This is a genomic window from Hymenobacter montanus, assembly GCF_014699115.1.
Lineage (GTDB): Bacteria > Bacteroidota > Bacteroidia > Cytophagales > Hymenobacteraceae > Hymenobacter > Hymenobacter montanus.
This window is the reverse complement of record NZ_JACXAD010000013.1, coordinates 131,572-151,536: the sequence shown is the minus strand read 5'-3', so window position 1 is coordinate 151,536 and position 19,965 is coordinate 131,572. Positions and strand designations below refer to the sequence as shown.

Here is a 19,965-nt window from a genome sequence, read left to right as displayed (position 1 = left end):
CCCACTGCGCATCCGTTAATTCGTATCGTGCTGCCATCCCCTAAGTTAAGCTCCAGCACTTTTCAGACACTGCCTAGCAATGGAGCCCGGATGGTGGAACAGCCACTCAGCAAAGGAGCTTCTACTTCTTCCTCCAGCGCAACTAAAGCGGTTGGAGAAAAAATGAACCCCTATGACCTACAACCAACGCATGGACAAACAATGTCAAATCGACAATTTAATAAATTCAAAGCAGAGGTGAAAGCTAATGGTATAACTGAGCCGATTAAATACGTCGAAAACAATGGAACAAACCATGTAGTTGACGGCCATCATCGTTTGAAAGCAGCGAAGGTTCTAGAGCTGAAGTCTGTTCCGACGGAAAAAGTAAAGCTACCTTACGGGAGTTATAAAACAGAACAGGACCTTATTTACCAACACTAATGGCTATCTGGCAGTACTCATTCGTTATCGTCCCTGACACTATTAGCAATAGGGAGTTTCTATGTGTTTCCAAATGGCAAGCAATAGTTAACTATAATTTTTGGTATATGTATAAATACGAGATAAATAAGTTTAATGAAATAGAGAAAATATTGCCAAAGGGAGAATCTTGGCATGATGAAGTAATAATATTTGGCGACGTTACATCTAACTGCATTACACTGGTGGAAGAAGAAAAGGTCATTGCAGAAATGAGCATTAGACTTGATTTGAGAACCGATTATCCTAACTTGCTGAATAAGCTATCTACCTTGGCTTGCTTGAGCAACGTGCTACTTGTCGCTGAAGATGGTTTTATAGCTGAGATAAATAGTGACACAATTGCGGCACATGTCTCCGCCAATAATCATCTCGACAAGTTCAACGATATTCATAATCCAGACTGAACACTGACTACATCATACTCATGTTGACAACACTTTGCCTGACCTTGCCTTGCGACAGCGACTATATTGCAAGAGCAGCGTCTGTGCTATTTGTCAATAAAGTTCTTTGATTTTTTGAACGCTTAGCTGACCCAAGCCAACGTCCCTAAACTGTCAACTCGCGGGACCTGTTGAGCCTGAGCCTGCACTACGAACGGGGCTTCACCCAAGGCTACGAGCAATACACTGGGAACCTGACGGGGCAGACCTGGCGGGGGCGCGACGGGGTGCAGCGGGCCTATGGCTACGTCTACGACCCGCTCAACCGCCTGCTGCAAGGCGACTTCGTGGCTCGCACTGGGGGCGCGGGCAGCCTAAATGGAGCGTGGCGGGTGGAGGAAGACCGCTACCGACTCAGCTTCGTCAGCTACGACGACAACGGCAATATCGCTACGCTACGGCGGCGCGGGCTGCTGGCGGGGGCCACGCGCCTGGGCCCGGCCCAGTACGGGCCGGTGGATGCACTCACCTACCGCTATCAGGGCAACCGCCTGCTGGCGGTTGACGACCAGGTCACGACCAACCAACTGCCGCGCCCCCAGGGCTACGAGGGGGCGCCGAGCTCGCTGGCGGGGGACTTCCAGGAGGGCGGCACGCGCCTGGGCGAGGAGTATGTGTATGATGCCAACGGGAGCCTAACGCAGGACCGCAACAAGGGCATCAGTGGCATCGCCTACAACCACCTGAATCTGCCCCGTCTGATTCACTTCGGGCTGGGAGCGGACTCGCTGGTGTTCCGCTACTCGGCGGCGGGGCAGAAAGTGGCTAAGCTCGTGTATCAGACGGGCAAACCGATGCAGCGGACGGACTACCTGGGCCCGTACCAGTACGAGCAGGACAGCCTGCGCTTCTTCCCGCATGCCGAAGGCCGGGTGCTGCGCTGGGTGAGCCCCACCAGCGGGGTCGTGCGCTACGAGCGGGAGTACACGCTCCAGGACCACCTGGGCAACTTGCGCCTGGCTTACCGCTTGGGGCAGGTGCGCACGTACGTGGCCGGTCTGGAGCCGGGCGAGGCGGAGCGGGAGCGGCGGCAGTTCGACTCGCTCTCGGTCAGCCCGCCCGTGGCTCAGCTTGTCGGCCCTCGTGCCCGCTCGGGCCAGTATGCGGCTCGGCTCAACGCGGGGGGCAGCACGCCCCAGCCGCTGGGTCCGTTGAAGCAGCTAGCCGTGCAGCGGGGCGATACGGTGAGCGTGACTGCGCCGGGGCTCTACCCGCAGGCGGTGGAGCACAACTTCTGGTTTTCGCTGGCTTCGTTCCTGACCGGGCTCTTGCAGCCTTCCCCGAGCCAGCCGACACCGCCCGAGGGGGTACGTCGCGGGGGGCTGCCGTTGCTGCAAGTGGGCGTGGTGGCCGGGCTGGCGGCGGTGCCGCAGCTAAGTGGCGGCGTGCCCCGGGGCTACGTGCGCTTGCTCGTGTTTGACGCCGACAGCAACCTGGTGAGCCAGCAGACCCAACAATTGAGCGCGGCGGCGCTGAACAACTACGAGGCCTTGCGTTTGCAGGTAGTGGTGCCGCAGGACGGGTACGTGAGTGCCTACGTGGGCAATGAGAGCAATGTCGATGTCTTCTTTGACGATGTTACCGTTGAGCATCGCCAAGGGCTGCAAGTGCAGGAAACGCAGTATGACCCCACAGGGCTGGAACTGGCCGGGCTCACGCGCGAGACACCGGGGCTGAAGCCGCTGAATCAGTACAAGTTCAATGGTAAGGAGTTCCAGGCGGACCTGGGCTTGAACTGGAATCACCAAGACTGGCGCTTCATTGACCTAGCTCGCGGCCCGGTCTGGCTCAGCGTGGACCCGGAAGTGGAGAATGGACAGGAAAGTATGTCCCCCTATGTCTTCAACTTTAACAACGCCGTGCGCTTCAAGGACCCAAATGGTCGGTGCCCAACTTGCCCGGATAAACCAAAAGATGGAGCTATTTACGAGTCTCACAACACCTATTACGTCGCCAAAGGTGGTTCATGGTCTAAAACATTGCCAGAAGCAACTGTGGTTGGGGCATACGGTGCCCCAGCAATAAATTATACGTCATCTGAGCAGAGTGTAATTGCTGGCTACAGTGCTGGCTATAATAGTTCAGTAGATAAGTTCAATGGCTTCAATGCTAATGTGACTGGATTTAGGGCAGAACAAACAAACAAGACTACTGATGCTGTATGGAAAGGTTTATTGAAAGCAGTTGGTTTTGAAGCTTCAGTAAATGGGAAATATGGCAATGAGGACAAGAACGTTCAGGGTAAGGTTACAGGAAGTGCGCTACTTGCAGAAGCAACCGCAAACGGAGGTATACTCACTGGTCAAAAACAAGAAGTAGGATTTTCCGCCGGAGCTTCAGTAGGAGTGTATGGCCTAAGGGCGAAATTCGAAGGAAGTGCTACATTTATGGGAATCAAAGTCACAGGCGGAGTTGCGCCTTCTATTGGAAGTGCAAACGCCACACTTGGCGCAGATGCTAAGTTTAATGTTGCAACTGGCAATACGACACTCAACGCCACTTGGGGAGCTAGTCTAGGGGCTGGGGCGACGTTTAAATTTGGTATCGACCTCCCAATGCGTAAAATGGTAGGACTTTAAAATTTATTACTAATCCTTTCGCAAAAAAAAACATGCTAAACACAGCAACGGGGCCAATATTAGTACTTCTATTCACATTTGCTAATCTTTTCTTTTCAGGAAAAATAGTTCGGCAGAAACAAATAAAAAACAAACTACTTTTACTCTTGCTTTTGCTGACATTATTGATAGTAGTTATAAAGCTGTTTGCCCTCAGTGAGCAGTTTCGCACTTTAATTATTTTGACTATGATGACATTAATAGTCATTACCGCCTTAAGTTGTATGGCAATTATATATATCAATAGATACTACAAAAATCAAGCGCCTAGTAAATTTATCAAACTCTTTTTGACAGTGCAGGAATTCACTACAAGAGCAATTTTTCCTATTTTAATGTCAGTAGTTCAAGCGATGCTTATTTTTAATCATTCTCTTTAATTTGCAAATAAATAAATTGGAATCATGAAATTTTCACCAGTAGAGAAGAGAGGAACAGCTTGGCATATCAATTGGATGCAATTAGTTTGCTGGGTTATTGTAGTAAATTCTTTTTTTATAATTACAATTTACTTGGTAAAGTAGCCTGTTCGTGGTCGTCGACATGAGTTTTATCTGCTGTGGCTCCTAGTTCCTACGCGGCCCAGCTCAATGCTGGGGCCGTTCCCCGCACCTGTTGGGCCCATTGAAGCAGTTGGCCGTGCAGCGGGGCGATACGGTGCGCGTGACGGCGCCAGGACTCTACCCGCAGGCGGTGCAGCACAACGTGTGGTTCTCGCCGGCCTCGTTCCTGACCGGGCTCTTGCAGCCTGCCCCGAGCCAGCCGACGCCGCCCGACGGGGTGCGTCGCGGGGGGCTGCCGCTGCTGCAAGTAGGCGTGGTGGCGGGCTTAGCGTCGGTGCCGCAGCTGAGCGGGGGCGTGCCCCGGGGGTACGTGCGCTTGCTCGTGTTTGACGCCGACAGCAACCTGCTCAGCCAGCAGACCCAGCAGTTGAGTGCGGCGGCGTTGAACAACTACGAGGCGTTGCGCTTGCAGGTGGTGGTGCCGCAGGACGGGTACGTGAGTGCCTATGTGGGCAACGAGAGTAATGTCGATGTCTTCTTTGACGACGTCACGGTCGAGCATCGCCAAGGGCTGCAGGTGCAGGAGACGCAGTACGACCCCACGGGGCTGGAACTAGCAGGCGTGACGGGCACCACCCCAGGGCTGAAACCACTGAACCAGTACAAGTTTAATGGCAAGGAGTTTCAGGCCGACCTGGGCCTGAACTGGAACCACCAGGACTGGCGCTTCATTGACTTAGCCCGCGGTCCGGTCTGGCTCAGCGTGGACCCCGAAGTCGAGAACGGACAGGAAACGATGTCGCCCTATGTCTTTAATTATGATAATCCTATCCGGTATGCCGACGCTAATGGACGTCAAGGGGTTCCTGCTCCTAATACTAACCCGGCGGCAGACCTGAGAACGGTAGCGACGGCGGTTATCAACTCCGTTACAAACGTATGGGACACGCCCGTTTCAAATAGCGCCGCAAATGGAGTAGCGTACGCGGCATATGGTGGCGACGCTAAAACGGTTGGTGATGTGGTCATCGCAGCTGTTATACAGATGGGGAAAGGATATGAGCTAGCATCTAACCTATATTCCCGCTCAGGAAACGTTCCAGGAGTACCTAGAAAAGATTTTAGTCCAGCTGCGCAGGCGGCTGGTTTTCAAGGAAAAGGCAATTATCCAGGTGTTGATAAATGGCGTAATGTGACTCTCAAACCTGGCACAGTTGTTCATGCGGGAGAACCTGGTGGAGGAAATTTTGCAACAACCGGCAGAGGTTTACAGAAAGCGGCTGGAAGCGCATCAAAGTTCTCTCAGGGTTTACAGGTTGGTCCACACCCTGTACATGGTTACCGCCCTGGAACTGCCGCTTATGAGATAAAAAGTCCAACTCCCGCAGCAATGGGAACTACCCTTGCAAATCCTCAGCATGGTTCAGGAGGGCTACCACAACTTTATATTCCTAACTTGCAGGATAAGAATGTTGCCGTGAAAGGCCCAACAACTCCTTTTGTAAAGCCATGACCATTAATATGTCTACGGGCGAATTTTTTATTTATGATGAGAAATTTGATGCCTCAACGTCTCAGGATTCTATTCCGAAAATCGAGCAAAAAGGGAAATTGTCACTGATTGTCGATAATGGATTATGGAAAACGTTCTCCTTTGTGCCGACAAATAATCAATTGGATGCTGATTTAGCCTGCGGCTACATTTTTTATGGCCAACTTCTAAAAACAATAAAGGTTGCCCTTAAAAATGAGCGTTTTACCGATGGCTCGTTAGAAGAAAAATTCATTCTACTAACGGGTCTCAAAAATACTCGAGATACTATTGCTCGTAGCTGGGGCAGTATTGAATACAGTGTAGACATTAAAACATCTTGGGATTATATAGTCATAAATTATAAATCAGCAAATGATCATTAGTATGCCTGGGTGCCGAATGTCCCCACTACGCGCCCGTGGCCGTAAGTGAGTTCCTCAGCTACGGCCACACGGGTCGGCTGCTGAGCACGCGCCAGCAACTGCCGGGCGAGGCCCAGCCCACGCCCCTGGCCCAGGTGGGGTATAACGAGCTGGGGCAGTCGCTGACGAAGACCCTGGGCACGGGCCGCCTACAACAAGCGGTTGACTACACCTACAACATTCGCGGCTGGCTGACGAGCGTGAACAACCCGTATGCCCCGGACCCGCGGGACCTGTTCAGCCTGAGCCTGCACTACGAGCGGGGCTTCACCCCCGGCTACGAGCAATACACCGGGAACCTGACGGGGCAGACCTGGCGGGGGCGCGACGGGGTGCAGCGGGCCTACGGCTACGTCTACGACCCGCTCAACCGCCTCTGGCAGGGCGACTTCGTGGCCCGGCTCGGGGGCGCGGGCAGCTTGAGCGGGGCCTGGCGGGCGGAGGAAGACCGCTACCGGCTCAGCTTTGTCAGCTACGACGACAACGGCAATATCGCCACGCTGCGGCGGCGGGGGCTGCTGGCCGGAGCCACGCGCTTAGCCCCGGCGCAGTATGGGCCGGTGGACGCGTTGACGTACCGCTATGCGGGCAACCGGTTGTTGGCGGTTGACGACCAGGTCACGAGCAACCAACTGCCACGCCCCTGGGGCTACGAGGGAGCGCCGACGTCGCTGGCGGGGGACTTCCAGGAGGGCGGCACACGTCTGGGCGAGGAGTATGTGTATGATGCCAACGGGAGCCTGACGCAGGACCGCAATAAGGGCATCAGTGGCATCGCCTACAACCACCTGAGCCTGCCCCAGCGCATTCACTTCGGGCAGGGGGCGGACTCGCTAGTGTTCCGTTACACGGCGGCGGGGCAGAAAGTGGCCAAGCTGGTGTATCAGACCGGCAAGCCCGTGCAGCGGACGGACTACCTGGGCCCCTACCAGTACGAGCAGGACAGCCTGCGCTTCTTCCCCCATGCCGAAGGCCGCGTGTTGCGCTGGGTGAGCCCGACCAGTGGGGCGGTGCGCTACGAGCGCGAGTACACGCTCCAGGACCACCTGGGCAACCTGCGCCTGGCTTACCGCCTGGGGCAGGTGCGCACGTACGTAGCCGGTCTGGAGCCGGGCGAGGCGGAGCGGGAGCGGCGGCAGTTCGACTCGCTCTCGGTCAGCCCGCCCGTGGCTCAGCCAGTGGGGGCGCGGGCCCGCTCGGGCACCTACGCGGCCCGGCTCAACGCGGGGGCAGCTCCCCGCAGCCGCTGGGGCCATTGAAGCAGCTGGCTGTGCAGAAAGGCGACACGGTGCGCGTGACGGCGCCGGGGCTCTACCCGCAGGCCGTGCCGCACAACTTTTGGTTCTCGCTGGCTTCGTTCCTGACCGGGCTCTTGCAGCCCTCGCCCAGCCAGCCGACCCCGCCCGAGGGGGTACGTCGCGGCGGTCTGCCGCTGCTGCAAGTGGGCGTGGCGGCGGGCTTGGCGGCCGTGCCGCAGCTGAGTGGGGGCGTGCCCCGGGGCTATGTGCGCCTGCTCGTCTTTGACGCGGATAGCAACTTGGTGAGCCAGCAGATCCAGCAGTTGAGCGCGGCGGCGCTGAACAACTATGAGGCGTTGCGCTTGCAGGTGGTGGTCCCGCAAGACGGGTACGTACGTGAGTGCCTACGTGGGCAACGAGAGCAACGTCGACGTCTTTTTTGAATCAGCTAATGCGTGCGAATAACTACGGGCGTTGCTGCTGAGACTTATAACCTGCCCGGAGCAGCACGTAGACTCCGGCCACGGGCAGCGGACTCACGATAAAGTCCAGCAGCTGGCGGCTGAGGCGATAAGCCCAAACTGTATTCCCAGTCAGCTTGTTCAGGAGCACAATGGTCGCGTATACGGCGAATACGCTTGCGTAGAGCTGGCACGCGACTCGCCACTGTGCTGGTGTTGGTAGCAATACCCGTAGCAACAATAAGCAGGTGCCCAGATACAAAATAGTGTAGCTGGCCACGGCCGGTAAGAGCCGTTTCGTGATGCCCCCGTTTACTTGCCGCTGCAAAGCCTCGACCTGACGGTGCAGCCCCACCGCCGCCAGGGATTTTTGCCAGAAAACCGTCAGGGCTTGCAGGATAAGCTCGTCGAACACCCCTAACAGCAGCAATAGAATAACTAACCCGCCCACGGCGGCCCAATGAGCAACGCGACTCGGGCCCTTGGTAACGAGGCTGGGTGAAGAGTGGGGCACGGACGGCTTGGGGCGACTAAAGAGAGGTAGCGGAACTAGGCAGCATTGGCGAGGCGCCGTGCCCAGAGCATCCACAGCCCAAAAATGCAAGCGTATACTATGAACGTGAACGTGTAGTGATGATTGAAGTCGACGGTTTGGTGAGAATAGGAGTGATTGATAGCCAGCGCGGCTATTCGCAGCACGTTCAGGCACCAGATAAGGATTATGCCGACGGCAATAAACCACACCTTGCGCAACCATGGGCCCGGAAAGGCCACGACGAAGCCGCTAAATAAGGCGTAGAGTACTAAGCCATTGCACGGCGCGCCCACGACAACGGCGGGTTGCCCATTCATCACCACTACAACGGCACTCGTGGCGTCGAGGGTAGCCGCAAAGCCCAGCGCCCGCAGCACCCTTATGCTCACCAGGGCGATTTGGGTGCACAAAACACCATCCAGCCGCCCGTCCTTCGCCAGCCACTGGTCGTAGCCAAAAAACCAGACTAAATACAAAGTAGTGGCTACTCCGAGGAAACGAAGGAGCAACCGATTACCAGTGAGGGGCTTAGTGGCAACAGCGTTTTGCATAAGCTAGCGGAACAGAACACAAAGCAGCCCGGAAAAGGCCGTCTTCCGAATTACAGCGGGTTGCCTTGCTTATTCCTTAAGCAAACAATGCTAACTGACTTTCCTACCCTTTTTTGCGGCGATTACGCAAGTGCTTAATGCCGTAGGCTACCCCGCCGGCCAGCAACAGTGAAGCGCCGCCATCAAGTGGAACATCGGTAGGGCCGGGGGCAGGGCCACCTGTCTGGGCTATCGCCACTTCACTCAACGCCATTAGCAAGGTTAGTAACGGCAGCAAACGAACTAGAAGAAATGATTTCATAGAGAAGAGATGGGGGTAGAGGGGAAACTTTAAGGAACCAAGGACGAATCAACTATAAAGTACAAAAATAGATTGAAGTTAAGAGATGAACGAGGATAGAATGTACGGGTGCTATCGTATCGGGTGGATAATGATGGTGCAAAAGTACGCTCATTCAGGGGAAGTAAATTTTATTTTGTTTGCTGAAGCCCGGATCTATTCTCAAGCCCGAGAACGTCCCCAGCCCGTAAGCCCATCTAAGTGCTAGGTAATAAGAGTCTTTTCTGAATTCTCGCAGAGCGCGTGAGCGTCCGATCGAAAGAGGGCTGCCTGGCTGGGGATCCGTTCGGCCCGGACGGGCTCCCCAGCCTTATGCCTACCTTGCACGGGCTGTTTTGACTGCTTCGCTTATGCTTCCTGCTTCTGACGCTTCCGTCTCATCGGCTGCCCCCGCCGACTATCACCCCCTCATCCGCCAAGTGTTTGCCGAAATGGGCAAAGTAGTGGTGGGCCAGCAGCCGCTGCTCAGTCGCCTGCTCATTGGCCTGTTCACGGGCGGGCACATTCTGCTCGAAGGCGTGCCGGGGCTGGCTAAAACTCTCACCATCTCTACCTTGGCCAAGGTGCTGCACCTGCACTTTCAGCGCGTGCAGTTCACGCCCGACCTGCTGCCGTCCGACCTGGTGGGGACCATGATCTACAACCAGAACCAATCGGTGTTTGAGGTAAAGAAGGGGCCGATTTTCGCCAACCTCGTGCTGGCCGACGAAATCAACCGCTCGCCGGCCAAGGTGCAAAGCGCCCTACTCGAAGCCATGCAGGAAAAGCAGGTGACCATCGGCGAAACTACCTACTCACTCGACTTACCTTTTCTGGTGCTCGCCACGCAAAACCCCGTTGAGCAGGAGGGAACCTACCCGCTGCCCGAGGCCCAGGTCGACCGCTTCATGATGAAGGTGCACGTTGATTACCTCAAAAAAGCCGACGAGCTGGAAGTGATGCGCCGCATGGCCAACCTGAGTTTCGTGGAAGATGTACAACCCGTGCTCACCCAGGCTGATATCTTCGGCATCCGCCAGCAGATCAACCAGGTACAGATCTCGGAGACGCTGGAGAAATACCTTATTGAGCTGGTCTTCGCCACCCGTCGCCCCGCCGACTACGACTTGCCCGAGTTTGGCCAGGCCGTGCAGTTTGGGGCCAGCCCCCGGGCCAGCATCGCGCTGCACCGGGCCGCTAAGGCCGTGGCCTACCTCGAAGGCCGCGACTACGTGCTGCCCGAAGATGTGAAGGAGGTTGCCTCCGACGTACTCAACCACCGCATCCTGCTCACCTACGAAGCCGAGGCGGATGGTATTCGGACGCAGGACTTAATTGAGGCCATCCTCCGCAAGGTGCCCATCAGCTAAACTGGCGAGCCGGCTCGTGGCAGCTCACCGCAGATTTGGCAGGAGAATTAAAGCGGGTCCCAAGTCAGAGTACCATTTTTTAGGAATTAAAAATTAAAAATGAAGAATTAAAAATTGACCATCACATCTTTAATTCTTCATTTTTAATTTTTAATTCCTTTTCGAGAACTGCTCTAAAGACGCCCAACCAAACCCGGGTTCACCTGGGTATGAGGCATAAGCCGCGTAGTGGAACCATAGCTATTTAGGCAGCCTTAAGCAGCTGCGCTTGCTATTGAGCGAAGCAAGGCGCTGGCATTGGCGGCGGGGTCACAAGTCGCGACCGGAACGAAGGTGCGTGCTGGTTCGCCGGGTCGTTGGGCCAGGCCGTAGCTATACGTTTTATCGTAGTAATCGAGGACCAGCTCTACCATCCGGGTAAAGTCGCCGGCCTCCACGGCTGCCAGCGCTTGCTGGGTGGCCAGGCCGCCCAGGCGCTTGCGTAGCCGCTCGATGGCGGCGGCCAGCTCTTCGGGAGATTCAGCCCCGTATTCGGCGGCTAGCTTGGCTACCCGAGCGGCCCGCGGCACCTCGAGCACCCAGCGCGGGGCCGTGCGCAGTTGCGCAAACAAGGCTGCTGGCAGGGTGAGCCGGCCAATCTGCCGGCTTTCATCCTCCACCCAAATGGGTTCATTGGGCAGCGTGACCATAACGGCCGCCAGGTTGTTCTCGAACTGCTCCTGGGTGGGCTGAGCCGGTTGGCCGATAGCTCCAAAGGCCGAGCCTTTGTGGTGGGCCAGCCCTTCGAGGTCGAGCACTGCCTGGGCGGGCGCCCCAGTGGCTAAGTAGTGGAGCACATCGGTTTTGCCGCTGCCGGTGAGGCCGCCCAGTACGCGCCACCGACGCGGTGTTTCGAAGAAGGCGAGTACGGCGCGGCGGTAGTCCTTGTAGCCGTGGTCGAGCAAGTGCACCTTGAAGCCCGCCAACTCGAGCAGCCACTGCACCGCGCCGCTCCGCATGCCGCCCCGCCAGCAGTGCAGGCGCACTTCCTTGCCCGGCACCAGCTTTTGGGCCTGCTTTACCAGGGCCGACATTTTCGGACCAAACAGCTCTAGCCCCAGGTGCACGGCCCGCTCCTGGCCCACCTGCTTATAGGTAGTACCAATGCGGGCCCGCTCCTCGTCGGTGAACAGGGGCAGGTTAACCGCCCCCGGCACGTGGCCCTGGGCGAATTCAATGGGAGCCCGCACGTCGAGAATAGGGTAGGGCAGGGCCTGGAACTCGGTTAGCGAAAGACGGGGCATATAGGTTAGCTGGAAAGGGTATGATCAAGCACATAAGCTCCTGATGCCTGGTGCCCTATGCTTTGCTCTTGGTTTTTAATTGCCGCTTATACAGTTGCACGGTGTTTTCCAGACCCAGGTAGATAGCATCGCACACCAACGCGTGGCCGATGCTGACTTCCGCCAGCTCGGGTAGCTGCTGGTGCAGCCAGGCCAGGTTTTCCAGGTCGAGGTCGTGGCCCGCGTTCACGCCCAAGCCCAGCTGGCCGGCGCGGGCTGCCGCTGCCCGGTACGGGGCCACGGCGGCCTCGGGGTCCGCTACGTAGCGTCGGGCGTAGGCTTCGGTGTATAGCTCGATCCGGTCGGTGCCGGTGCCGACGGCGGCCTCTACCAAGGTCAGGTCGGGGTCGAGGAAAATGCTCACGCGGCAGCCCAGGCCCTTCAGCTCGGCCACCACCGCCCGCAAATAGTCCTGGTGTTTGATGACATCCCAGCCCGCGTCAGAAGTAATGGCATCCGGGGCATCCGGCACCAGCGTCACCTGCTCGGGCCGCACTTCGCGTACCAGCCGTAGAAAGTCGGGCGTGGGGTTGCCCTCCACGTTTAGCTCCGTAGTCACGACGGCCTTCAGGTCGCGCACGTCCTGGTAGCGAATGTGGCGCTCGTCGGGCCGCGGGTGCACCGTAATGCCGTCGGCCCCGAACCGCTCAATGTCGCGCGCGGCTTGCAGAATGTCGGGCCGGTTATGGCCCCGCGCATTGCGTAAGGTGGCCAGTTTGTTGATGTTGACGCTAAGCTTGGTCACGGATAGTGCGAAAATCAGAGTGAGACAGAGAGAAATGAAGCCCCGCTGCCCCTTGTTCAGCCTGCTGCCAGGGTAGTGCCCGGATACAGCTTGCGGGCTGGGCGCCGTAGCTTCGGGGCGAAATTACGCTCACCACCGCTCCTGGCTGGGAGCACCCGCTCGCATAAGCCCTACTGCCATGACCCTGAGCCACCCGCTTGCCCGTTTACGGCCCCTCCTGTGGTTTGGAGCCTTGCTGGCGCTTATTGTCTTCATCGAGCACCTGGTTACAACCCTGCCCGCGTTCAGTCAACGGCCGGCGTTGCCCGCCGCCGTTACGTTCGACTTGCTCGTGTTTGTGCCGGGCCTGTTCTATTTCCTGGTGGTTCGACGGTTGCGGCTGCCGGTTACCAGCGTAGTAGGGGCCTTTGGTGCCTGCGTGGCGCTGGGGTATTGGCTGATCCCGGTCGGGCAGCAGCAGTACCTGCGCCCGGCCAGCCACCTGCTGCCCCTGCTCGAAGTCGGCGTGGTGGGGTGGGCCCTGGTTAACCTGCGGCGCATCAGCCGGGCCTACTGCGGGGCCCGGGAGCAGCATGCTGATTTCCCGGCCAACCTGAGCACCGCCTTCGAGCAGGTGCTCGGTTATGCCCTGGCCCCGTTGGTATCCGAAATCAGCATGTTCCGCTACGCCCTGCTGGGGTGGTGGGTCCGGCTCGAATCCCGCGAAGAAGAAACCGCCTTCACCAGCCACCGCGAATCGGGATTTACCGCGCTGGTAGTGGTGGGTTGCTTTGCTGTGGGCGTCGAAACTGCCACCGTGCACCTGCTGGCCAGCCACTGGAGCCCTGTTTTGGCCAATTGGCTGCTGGTGCTGGATGCCTATGGTTTGCTGTTCCTGATGGGGCACGGCCACGCCGTGCGGCTGCGGCCCACGCTACTCGCGACGGATGCGCTAACCCTGCGGGTAGGATTCGTCTGGCAGATATCCGTGCCGCGCGCCGCTCTGGTCTCCATCGAGCCGCTCCGCGATGCTCCCGCGGCCGATGTCCTTAACCTGAGCAAGCTGCTCTTTACCGCTCCCAATCTGTTGCTGACCTTTGCCGAGCCGGTCGTGGTCGCGGGGCCCTACGGCATCCGCCGCACCACTCGCCGCGTCGCCGTGTACCTCGACCAACCGCAGCGGTTTATTGCCGGCGCCGGCCTGGCCCCAACTTCTCCCACGCACTAATTCGCCCAATCATTTTCCCATGCTGAAAGACACCATCGATGCCGCCATCAAGCAGGCCATGCTGGCCAAGGACAAAGTGCGCCTCACCACCCTGCGCAGCATTAAATCGCAGATCATGCTGGCCGAAACCGCCGAAGGAGCCCACGGCGCCCTTACTCCCGAGGCTGAGCTAAAGCTGCTGAACAAAGCCGCCAAGCAGCGCCGCGACGCCGCCGCCATCTACAAAGAGCAATTTCGTTCCGAGCTCGAAGAAAACGAGTTGGCTGAGCTAGCCATCATCGAAGAGTTTCTGCCCCAGCAGTTGTCGGAAGCCGACCTGGTCGAGCGCCTCGTGCACATCATCCAGCGCGTAGGGGCCCGGGGTCCTTCCGATTTAGGCAAGGTGATGGGCGTGGCCGCCCGCGAGCTCTCCGGCCAGGCCGATGGCAAACGCATCTCGGATGTGCTGAGCCATCTACTCAACAATACCAATTTGTAATTTGCTGGTTTACTTGATAAGTTAATGCGCTGATTTTTTCAGGAGTTGTTCGGCTTTTCCTCACGGAGCCAACTGGTTTGCTTGCTTGATCAAGCAAGCAAACCAGCGGCCCGGAGAATTTCTAGATTAGGTAAAAGAATAAATTTCAGCGTATTCGCCCATCAATAATTTAGCCTAGCAAAAATGACGGCCCTCGACATCCTGCTCCTGTTGCCCTTGGGCATTGGTGCCGTGAAAGGTTACCGGCGTGGGCTGGTGTTGGAGGTGGTTTCGCTGCTGGCCTTCGTGCTGGCCGTGGTGGGCGGCTTGGCGCTACTCTCGGCCGCCGTGCCCCTGGTCCGACACTACGTGGGCGATGCCTTTGGGCTGTTGCCGCTGGTGTCGTTCGCGTTGGTGTTTGTGGCCATCATGTGGGGCGTCCACTTACTCGGTGGCTTACTCAGAACCGCCGTGCATCTCACCCCGCTCGGGGTGTTGGATAACCTGCTGGGCGGCGCCGCCGGGGTTATCAAATGGGTGCTGGGCTTGAGCTTGCTGCTGCACGGCACCGGGTTGGCAGGCGTGCGCTTGCTCTCGCCCAGCCTGGTGGTGGGCTCGCAGGTATTGCCCCTCGTGCAACAGGCCACTCCGCTGGCCCTGCAACTCACCGGCTACCTGATGCCCTTTGCGCAAGGCTTGCTGGTGAAAATAAAAACCGCGTTCAGCACAAGCTATAAAATTTGAGGGCGGAGGTGCCAAGTACTCGTGAAACCGAAGTTTAACAGTTGCTTCACAGTCTATTATAAGGTAACGGGCCGTCTGGCAGTTTGCAGTTTCTTATAGTTGCGTTGCTTCACAGCCCATTAGAGCTGTCTCCAGGTACGACCCCGCAGGGGTCACGTGAGGTTCCACCCCTATTAGCCTTCAATTTTTCACCGTGCGTCTGCTGTTGCTCGATAATTTTGACTCTTTCACCTTTACCCTGGCTGATTACCTACGCCAGCTCGGGGCTGAAGTGGTGGTGCGCCGGAACAACGTTGCTTTGGGCGAGCTCCAGGCGTTAGACTTTGATGGCATCGTTCTCTCGCCGGGCCCGGGCACGCCTAGCCAGGCCGGCGTGATGCCGACGCTCATTGAGGCTTTCTACCAGCAGGTTCCCATGCTCGGTGTATGCCTGGGCCATCAGGCCTTAGGCGAGTTTTTCAGGGGTACCATCGTCCGGGCGGCCCGCCCCATGCACGGCAAAGTGGCGGAGATGTGCTGCGATCCGGCCGAGCCGCTCTTTGCTGGCTTGCCCGCCTTGCAATCCGTCACGCGCTATCACTCGCTGGTTCTGCGCGAGCCCTTGCCGCCCGCGCTGGTGAGCCTGGCCCGCACCACTGGCCCGACCCCGGAGCTGATGGCCCTGCGTCACTGCACGTTGCCGCTCTACGGCGTTCAGTTTCATCCCGAAGCCCTGCTTACCCCGCACGGACTGGCAATTTTGGCCAATTGGCTCCGTTGTTGTATCATTGCCAAAACCGGCAATTAAAGGCTGCTGGTTTCCCACTGCTGCTTTCTGGTTGCCGATTTCGGGTTCGGGCGGCGGCCAGCCTCCGAAGCCAGCCGCGGGAAAGCAGCAGTCAGCAACGAGAAATCAGAAATCAGGAAGAGATGGAATTGCGCCGCCAGCATCAGCAAGGGTACGAGTTTGTAGACGAAGGCCACGGCCCGGTGCTGCTGCTATTGCATGGCCTGTTCGGGGCCTTGAGCAACTGGGTCGACGTGGTCCGCGAGTTCACCCCCGACTACCGCGTGGTTATACCCCTGCTGCCCATCTACGACATGCCCCTGACCCAGGCCAGTGTGCCGGGCCTGGTATCGTACGTCGAGGGCTTCGTCAAGGCCCTGGAGTTGCCCTCGTCCTTCACGGTGCTTGGTAATTCATTGGGGGGCCACATTGCGCTGGTATATACCCTCAACAACGCCAACCGCGTCAACCGCTTGGTGCTCACCGGCAGCAGCGGCTTATTCGAGGATAGCATGGGCGGCTCCTTTCCCAAGCGCGGCAACTATGCTTACGTGGAGGAGCGGGTCGGCTTCACCTTCTACAACCCGGCCGTCGCGACCCGCGAACTAGTGGATGAGGTGTTCGAGGTCACCAATTCCAACTCCAAGTGCCTGCGTATTATCGCCATTGCCCGGTCGGCCCAACGGCATAACTTAAGCAAGGAGTTAGCAAAAATCGACGTGCCCGTGCTGCTAGTGTGGGGCCTGAACGATACCATCACCCCGCCGCCGGTTGCCCACGAGTTTGCCCGCCTGCTGCCCCGGGCCGAACTACGCTTCCTCGACCACTGTTGCCACGCTCCGATGATGGAGCGTCCGGCCAGCTTCAACGCCCACCTGCGCCGGTTTTTGCGTAGTACCAAAACGGCGCCGGCCCTCGCGGTCTAGCCGCAGGTTATCCTTCTGCCGACTTGCTTGTTGTTCGCTATGTCGTTGCCACTTTCGGTGGTACCTTATAACTTTTCACTATTCTTTTCACCCAGCCATCATCTATTCCTTCGACTTTCAATAATTAATATCAATAAAGACTATGCCTGCCCTGCTCGCCGAAGACTTACTCAACGAAATGATTCCGCCTCTGAAAGGCACCGATTCGGCGGGCAAAGCAGCGCGCTGGCTCGATGAATTTCACGTCGCTCAGTTGCCGGTCCTGGACAACCGGCAGTACCGCGGCCTCGTCACCGAAGCCGACCTGGCCGACTTTGACGATCCCGAAATCCTGCTTTCCGAACTGCCTCTGCGCTACTCCGAGGCCTACGTGCGCTCCGACCAGCACTTTTACCGAGTGATGGAGCTGGCCATTGAAAACAAAATTCAGTTGGTGCCCGTCGTCGATCAGCGGCATGAGTACGCCGGCGTAGTAACCATTGCCGATGCCCTGGCCGCGTTCGGGCAGCAGCCCGCCGGCGGGCAGGGGGGCATCATCGTCCTCACCATGGAAGAGCGAGACTACTCGCTCACCCAGATCAGCCGCTACGTCGAGGAGAACAACGCCAAGATTATCAGCGCCCTCGTGGCTCAGGATGAGATCGACCCCTACCGCATCCGGCTCACCCTCAAGCTAAATACCCAAAACCTGGCTCGTATAACTGCTACGCTCGAGCGGTTTGGCTACGTGGTAACGGCTCAGTTCAGCGGTACTACGGTGGCCAGCGAAGACGAGCAGGAGCGCTACGATGCCCTGCTACGGTACCTGAATGTGTAGCGTCGGGTGGTAGGAGTTGTCTTGTTGCTACGGGCATGGTTGGCCAGCGTGGGGTTTGGGCTCGCCCCGCCCGACACCTTGCCGCATCCGCTCCACCCCGTGGTGGCGCCCGCCGATACGTTGGTGCGCGTGGTGCCCTGCCCCGGCATCGCCCGGGCGGCGGTTAGCACCATTCTTTTTGGGGGCAATGCCGTTACCAAGGAACGCATCCTGCGTGCCGAGTTAGATTTTCGGGAAGGCGACACGCTGACCATCGCCGACTTGCCGGCCCGGCTCGAAGCCAACCGCCGCCGCTTATTCAACCTGCAGCTGTTTCACGCGGTGGTGGTGCAGTCCAGCTGCGCCGGAAACCGGCTGCTCATCGTCTTTGGCGTGCAGGAGCGGTGGTACACCTTCCCCGTACCCATTTTGTCGTTGGCCGACCGCAACCTGCGCTCCTGGCTCGACCGCCCCGACCGCTGGCGTCGCGTCGACTACGGGGTACACGTGGTCCGCAGCAACTTCCGCGGCCGGAACGAACAGGTCATTGCTAACCTTCAACTCGGCTTTAACCGTAAATACGAATTGTTTTATGAAGCTCCCGGCCTGGGGCCCTACCGCCGGCTGGGGTTCGGGGCCGGGGCATCCTACTACCAAAGCCGCTCGTTGGACTATATCACCCGCGCCGACCGCCTCGTGCCGTTTCGCACCGATCAAGGGTTTCCTATTCAGCGGTTCTACGCCACGGCCGGGCTGCGCTTCCGCCACACCGTTCAGTTTCTCACGGCCTTCGATGTTTCCTATCACCGCGAGCAAATCAGCGATACCATCCAACAGTACAACCCCGATTACTACCAGGGCCGCACCGAGCGCGAGTACCTCGACCTGACGCTAACCAGCACGCGCAACCAGCGCAACACCTTTGCCTACCCCCTCACCGGCCAATACGCCCAGGCCCGCCTTACCCACCGTGTCTTTTTAGCGGGCACTCAGCCCAGCCTGACCACTTTACGTTTGTGCTATTCCCGGTACGTAGCCCTCGGTTCCAAATTCTATTATAGTGTCGGTCTCAGCGGCCAGGCCCGCCTTACCCGCCGTCTGGCGTACGCCGACGCCCGAGCGCTGGGCTACGAAGACTTGGTGCGCGGCTATGATCAGTACGTAATCGATGGGCGTCACTACGGGTTGCTCCAGCAAGGAGTATCTTACCGTCTGCTTCATCCCGAACCCATTCGCCTGCCCGCCATTGCCAACGCTAAAATCAATACCATCCCCCTCGCTCTGTATCTCAATATATTTGTCGACGCTGGCTACGTGTTCGCGGCTAGCCCGCTACCCGAAAACCGCCTTCCCAATCACCTGCTGCGCGCTATCGGACTCGGACTGCATCTGGTGACCTATTACGACCGGGTCTTTACTGCCGAATACACCCTGAACGGATTAGGGCAGACCGGCTACTTTTTTCGGGCTGAGTTTCCGATTTAACGGTTTTGTATTGTCCTGTCTATTACTTATTTGTTAAGTACTCTTACTTCCCTTAGGCCACCCGCCTCTTCCTGCTCTATATGAAAATCGCCATCCTTGGTAAGCCTTTCGACGACGAAGCTGCCCCGGCTATCCAAGCCTTGCTCGACGACCTGGCCGCTCGCCAGGCCAGCGTACGCATTGGCGAGTCGTTCCGCACCTTTCTCGACAACCGCCTGCGCCTGCCCCCGGGCACCACCCAATTCCGGCGGGGCGACTCGCTTCGCGGGGTTCAGTTCGTACTCAGCATTGGTGGCGATGGCACTCTGCTCGATACCGTAACCTACGTCGGCAGCCTCCAAATCCCCATTTTGGGCATTCATACCGGCCGGTTGGGCTTCCTGGCTACCATTACGCCCGATCGGGTTGCCCAAGCTATTGACGCGCTGTACAAAGGCCATTTCAATATCGAAGAGCGCAGCCTGATTCGCGTCGATACCGACCCCGACGTGTTTGGCAACCTTAACTTTGGGCTGAACGACTTCAGCGTTCTTAAGCGCGATACCTCCTCCATGATTGTCGTCCATACGTACATCGACGGCGAATACCTCAACTCCTACTGGGCCGATGGCTTGGTAGTAGCCACCCCCACCGGTTCTACCGGCTACTCCCTCAGCTGCGGTGGCCCCGTTATGTTACCCCAGACGAACAATTTTATTATTGCTCCCGTATGCCCCCACAATTTGAACGTGCGCCCTCTCGTTGTGTCGGATCAGAGCGTTATCTCCTTTGAGATAGAAGGCCGTAGCACCAGCTATATGCTTTCGCTCGACTCTCGCTCCCTACCGGTGGAAGCATCCGTTCAAATTGCGGTTCGCCGCGAAACTTTCAATGCCCGTTTAGTTAAGCTCAACCATGTAAACTTCCTGAGCACCTTACGCAGCAAGCTGAACTGGGGGCTGGACCGCCGCAACCCGGCCGGCATCCAGTTATAAAAAAAGCTATTCTAAAAAAGAATAGTCAAATTTTTTTTAGTTCTTAATAACGACTACTTTTGTCGCGTCTGAATCTGCCCATCC

The 19,965-nt window shown here is 57.7% G+C and carries 22 protein-coding genes; 17 read left to right on the top strand and 5 right to left on the bottom strand.

All coding sequences use genetic code 11. The features are described 5' to 3' along the window. The 8 genes from IC235_RS13155 to IC235_RS13120 all read left to right on the top strand — a co-directional run. The coding region (locus IC235_RS13155; RefSeq protein WP_223847273.1) for a ParB N-terminal domain-containing protein at window positions 1-423 on the top strand (423 nt) is incomplete at its 5' end. Then, complete coding sequence (locus IC235_RS13150; RefSeq protein WP_191005642.1) at window positions 423-869, top strand: hypothetical protein; 447 nt, start codon at window positions 423-425, stop codon at window positions 867-869. The genes IC235_RS13155 and IC235_RS13150, both read left to right, overlap by 1 nt. 170 nt (window positions 870-1,039) lie before the next feature. Continuing rightward, window positions 1,040-3,487: a hypothetical protein gene (locus IC235_RS13145; protein ID WP_191005641.1), complete on the top strand. Its 2,448-nt coding sequence runs from the start codon at window positions 1,040-1,042 to the stop codon at window positions 3,485-3,487. 152 nt (window positions 3,488-3,639) lie between these two features. Then, window positions 3,640-3,906: a hypothetical protein gene (locus IC235_RS13140; RefSeq protein ID WP_191005640.1), complete on the top strand. Its 267-nt coding sequence runs from the start codon at window positions 3,640-3,642 to the stop codon at window positions 3,904-3,906. A gap of 505 nt (window positions 3,907-4,411) precedes the next feature. Continuing rightward, window positions 4,412-5,542, top strand: coding sequence for a hypothetical protein (locus IC235_RS13135; RefSeq protein WP_191005639.1), 1,131 nt, complete (start codon window positions 4,412-4,414; stop codon window positions 5,540-5,542). After that, complete coding sequence (locus IC235_RS13130) at window positions 5,539-5,946, top strand: hypothetical protein (protein ID WP_191005638.1); 408 nt, start codon at window positions 5,539-5,541, stop codon at window positions 5,944-5,946. Before IC235_RS13135 ends, IC235_RS13130 begins: the two co-directional genes overlap by 4 nt. 35 nt (window positions 5,947-5,981) lie before the next feature. Then, window positions 5,982-7,244 carry a hypothetical protein gene (locus IC235_RS13125; RefSeq protein ID WP_191005637.1) on the top strand — a complete coding sequence of 421 codons (1,263 nt, stop codon included), beginning with the start codon at window positions 5,982-5,984 and terminating at the stop codon, window positions 7,242-7,244. Beyond that, window positions 7,241-7,666, top strand: coding sequence for a hypothetical protein (locus IC235_RS13120; RefSeq protein ID WP_191005636.1), 426 nt, complete (start codon window positions 7,241-7,243; stop codon window positions 7,664-7,666). The genes IC235_RS13125 and IC235_RS13120 overlap by 4 nt, the downstream gene beginning before the upstream one ends. A 22-nt stretch (window positions 7,667-7,688) precedes the next feature. Here the strand turns inward: IC235_RS13120 and IC235_RS13115 are convergent, their stop codons facing one another. From IC235_RS13115 to IC235_RS13105, 3 genes are all read right to left on the bottom strand, one after another. After that, window positions 7,689-8,198, bottom strand: a complete 510-nt coding sequence (locus IC235_RS13115; protein ID WP_191005635.1) for an XrtX-associated membrane protein — start codon at window positions 8,196-8,198, stop codon at window positions 7,689-7,691. Window positions 8,199-8,233: 35 nt separating this feature from the next. Continuing rightward, window positions 8,234-8,770, bottom strand: a complete 537-nt coding sequence (gene xrtX / locus IC235_RS13110; RefSeq protein WP_191005634.1) for an exosortase X — start codon at window positions 8,768-8,770, stop codon at window positions 8,234-8,236. Between the two features lie 103 nt (window positions 8,771-8,873). After that, the gene (locus IC235_RS13105) at window positions 8,874-9,071 is read right to left on the bottom strand and encodes a PID-CTERM protein-sorting domain-containing protein (RefSeq protein ID WP_191005633.1); all 198 of its coding nucleotides are present in this window, start codon (window positions 9,069-9,071) and stop codon (window positions 8,874-8,876) included. A 389-nt stretch (window positions 9,072-9,460) separates the two neighbouring features. On the opposite strand from IC235_RS13105, the gene IC235_RS13100 reads away from it, so the two are divergent. After that, the gene (locus IC235_RS13100) at window positions 9,461-10,459 is read left to right on the top strand and encodes an AAA family ATPase (protein ID WP_191005632.1); all 999 of its coding nucleotides are present in this window, start codon (window positions 9,461-9,463) and stop codon (window positions 10,457-10,459) included. Window positions 10,460-10,713: 254 nt separating this feature from the next. Here the strand turns inward: IC235_RS13100 and mnmH are convergent, their stop codons facing one another. Together mnmH and IC235_RS13090 are read right to left on the bottom strand one after the other, a co-directional pair. After that, a complete protein-coding gene (gene mnmH, locus IC235_RS13095) occupies window positions 10,714-11,742 on the bottom strand; it encodes a tRNA 2-selenouridine(34) synthase MnmH (RefSeq protein ID WP_191005631.1) in 1,029 nt (342 codons plus the stop codon). 55 nt (window positions 11,743-11,797) lie between these two features. After that, window positions 11,798-12,526, bottom strand: coding sequence for a pyridoxine 5'-phosphate synthase (locus IC235_RS13090; RefSeq protein ID WP_191005630.1), 729 nt, complete (start codon window positions 12,524-12,526; stop codon window positions 11,798-11,800). Window positions 12,527-12,704: 178 nt separating this feature from the next. On the opposite strand from IC235_RS13090, the gene IC235_RS13085 reads away from it, so the two are divergent. The 8 genes from IC235_RS13085 (at window position 12,705) to IC235_RS13050 (ending at window position 19,881) form a co-directional block, all read left to right on the top strand. Next, window positions 12,705-13,733, top strand: coding sequence for a hypothetical protein (locus tag IC235_RS13085; RefSeq protein ID WP_191005629.1), 1,029 nt, complete (start codon window positions 12,705-12,707; stop codon window positions 13,731-13,733). 19 nt (window positions 13,734-13,752) lie between these two features. Further along, window positions 13,753-14,211 (top strand): GatB/YqeY domain-containing protein, encoded by a 459-nt coding sequence (locus IC235_RS13080; protein ID WP_191005628.1) that lies wholly within the window; start codon window positions 13,753-13,755, stop codon window positions 14,209-14,211. Between the two features lie 183 nt (window positions 14,212-14,394). Continuing rightward, window positions 14,395-14,934 carry a CvpA family protein gene (locus IC235_RS13075; RefSeq protein WP_191005627.1) on the top strand — a complete coding sequence of 180 codons (540 nt, stop codon included), beginning with the start codon at window positions 14,395-14,397 and terminating at the stop codon, window positions 14,932-14,934. 193 nt (window positions 14,935-15,127) lie between these two features. Further along, window positions 15,128-15,721: an anthranilate synthase component II gene (locus IC235_RS13070; protein ID WP_191005626.1), complete on the top strand. Its 594-nt coding sequence runs from the start codon at window positions 15,128-15,130 to the stop codon at window positions 15,719-15,721. A gap of 122 nt (window positions 15,722-15,843) precedes the next feature. After that, window positions 15,844-16,626, top strand: coding sequence for an alpha/beta fold hydrolase (locus IC235_RS13065; RefSeq protein WP_191005625.1), 783 nt, complete (start codon window positions 15,844-15,846; stop codon window positions 16,624-16,626). 142 nt (window positions 16,627-16,768) lie between these two features. Then, window positions 16,769-17,443, top strand: coding sequence for a CBS domain-containing protein (locus IC235_RS13060; RefSeq protein ID WP_191005624.1), 675 nt, complete (start codon window positions 16,769-16,771; stop codon window positions 17,441-17,443). Window positions 17,444-17,521: 78 nt separating this feature from the next. Next, window positions 17,522-18,907 carry a BamA/TamA family outer membrane protein gene (locus IC235_RS13055; protein WP_191005623.1) on the top strand — a complete coding sequence of 462 codons (1,386 nt, stop codon included), beginning with the start codon at window positions 17,522-17,524 and terminating at the stop codon, window positions 18,905-18,907. A gap of 80 nt (window positions 18,908-18,987) precedes the next feature. Beyond that, window positions 18,988-19,881, top strand: a complete 894-nt coding sequence (locus tag IC235_RS13050) for an NAD kinase (protein ID WP_191005622.1) — start codon at window positions 18,988-18,990, stop codon at window positions 19,879-19,881. The last annotated feature ends 84 nt before the right edge of the window (window positions 19,882-19,965 follow it).

Excerpts from the sequence above, each read along its gene's own strand:
- IC235_RS13150 (WP_191005642.1), top strand. The coding sequence starts at position 423 with ATGGCTATCTGGCAGTACTCATTCGTTATCGTCCCTGACACTATTAGC.
- IC235_RS13130 (WP_191005638.1), top strand. The coding sequence starts at position 5,539 with ATGACCATTAATATGTCTACGGGCGAATTTTTTATTTATGATGAGAAA.
- xrtX (WP_191005634.1), bottom strand. The coding sequence starts at position 8,770 with ATGCAAAACGCTGTTGCCACTAAGCCCCTCACTGGTAATCGGTTGCTC.
- IC235_RS13105 (WP_191005633.1), bottom strand. The coding sequence starts at position 9,071 with ATGAAATCATTTCTTCTAGTTCGTTTGCTGCCGTTACTAACCTTGCTA.
- IC235_RS13100 (WP_191005632.1), top strand. The coding sequence starts at position 9,461 with ATGCTTCCTGCTTCTGACGCTTCCGTCTCATCGGCTGCCCCCGCCGAC.
- mnmH (WP_191005631.1), bottom strand. The coding sequence starts at position 11,742 with ATGCCCCGTCTTTCGCTAACCGAGTTCCAGGCCCTGCCCTACCCTATT.
- IC235_RS13085 (WP_191005629.1), top strand. The coding sequence starts at position 12,705 with ATGACCCTGAGCCACCCGCTTGCCCGTTTACGGCCCCTCCTGTGGTTT.
- IC235_RS13080 (WP_191005628.1), top strand. The coding sequence starts at position 13,753 with ATGCTGAAAGACACCATCGATGCCGCCATCAAGCAGGCCATGCTGGCC.
- IC235_RS13075 (WP_191005627.1), top strand. The coding sequence starts at position 14,395 with ATGACGGCCCTCGACATCCTGCTCCTGTTGCCCTTGGGCATTGGTGCC.
- IC235_RS13065 (WP_191005625.1), top strand. The coding sequence starts at position 15,844 with ATGGAATTGCGCCGCCAGCATCAGCAAGGGTACGAGTTTGTAGACGAA.
- IC235_RS13060 (WP_191005624.1), top strand. The coding sequence starts at position 16,769 with ATGCCTGCCCTGCTCGCCGAAGACTTACTCAACGAAATGATTCCGCCT.
- IC235_RS13050 (WP_191005622.1), top strand. The coding sequence starts at position 18,988 with ATGAAAATCGCCATCCTTGGTAAGCCTTTCGACGACGAAGCTGCCCCG.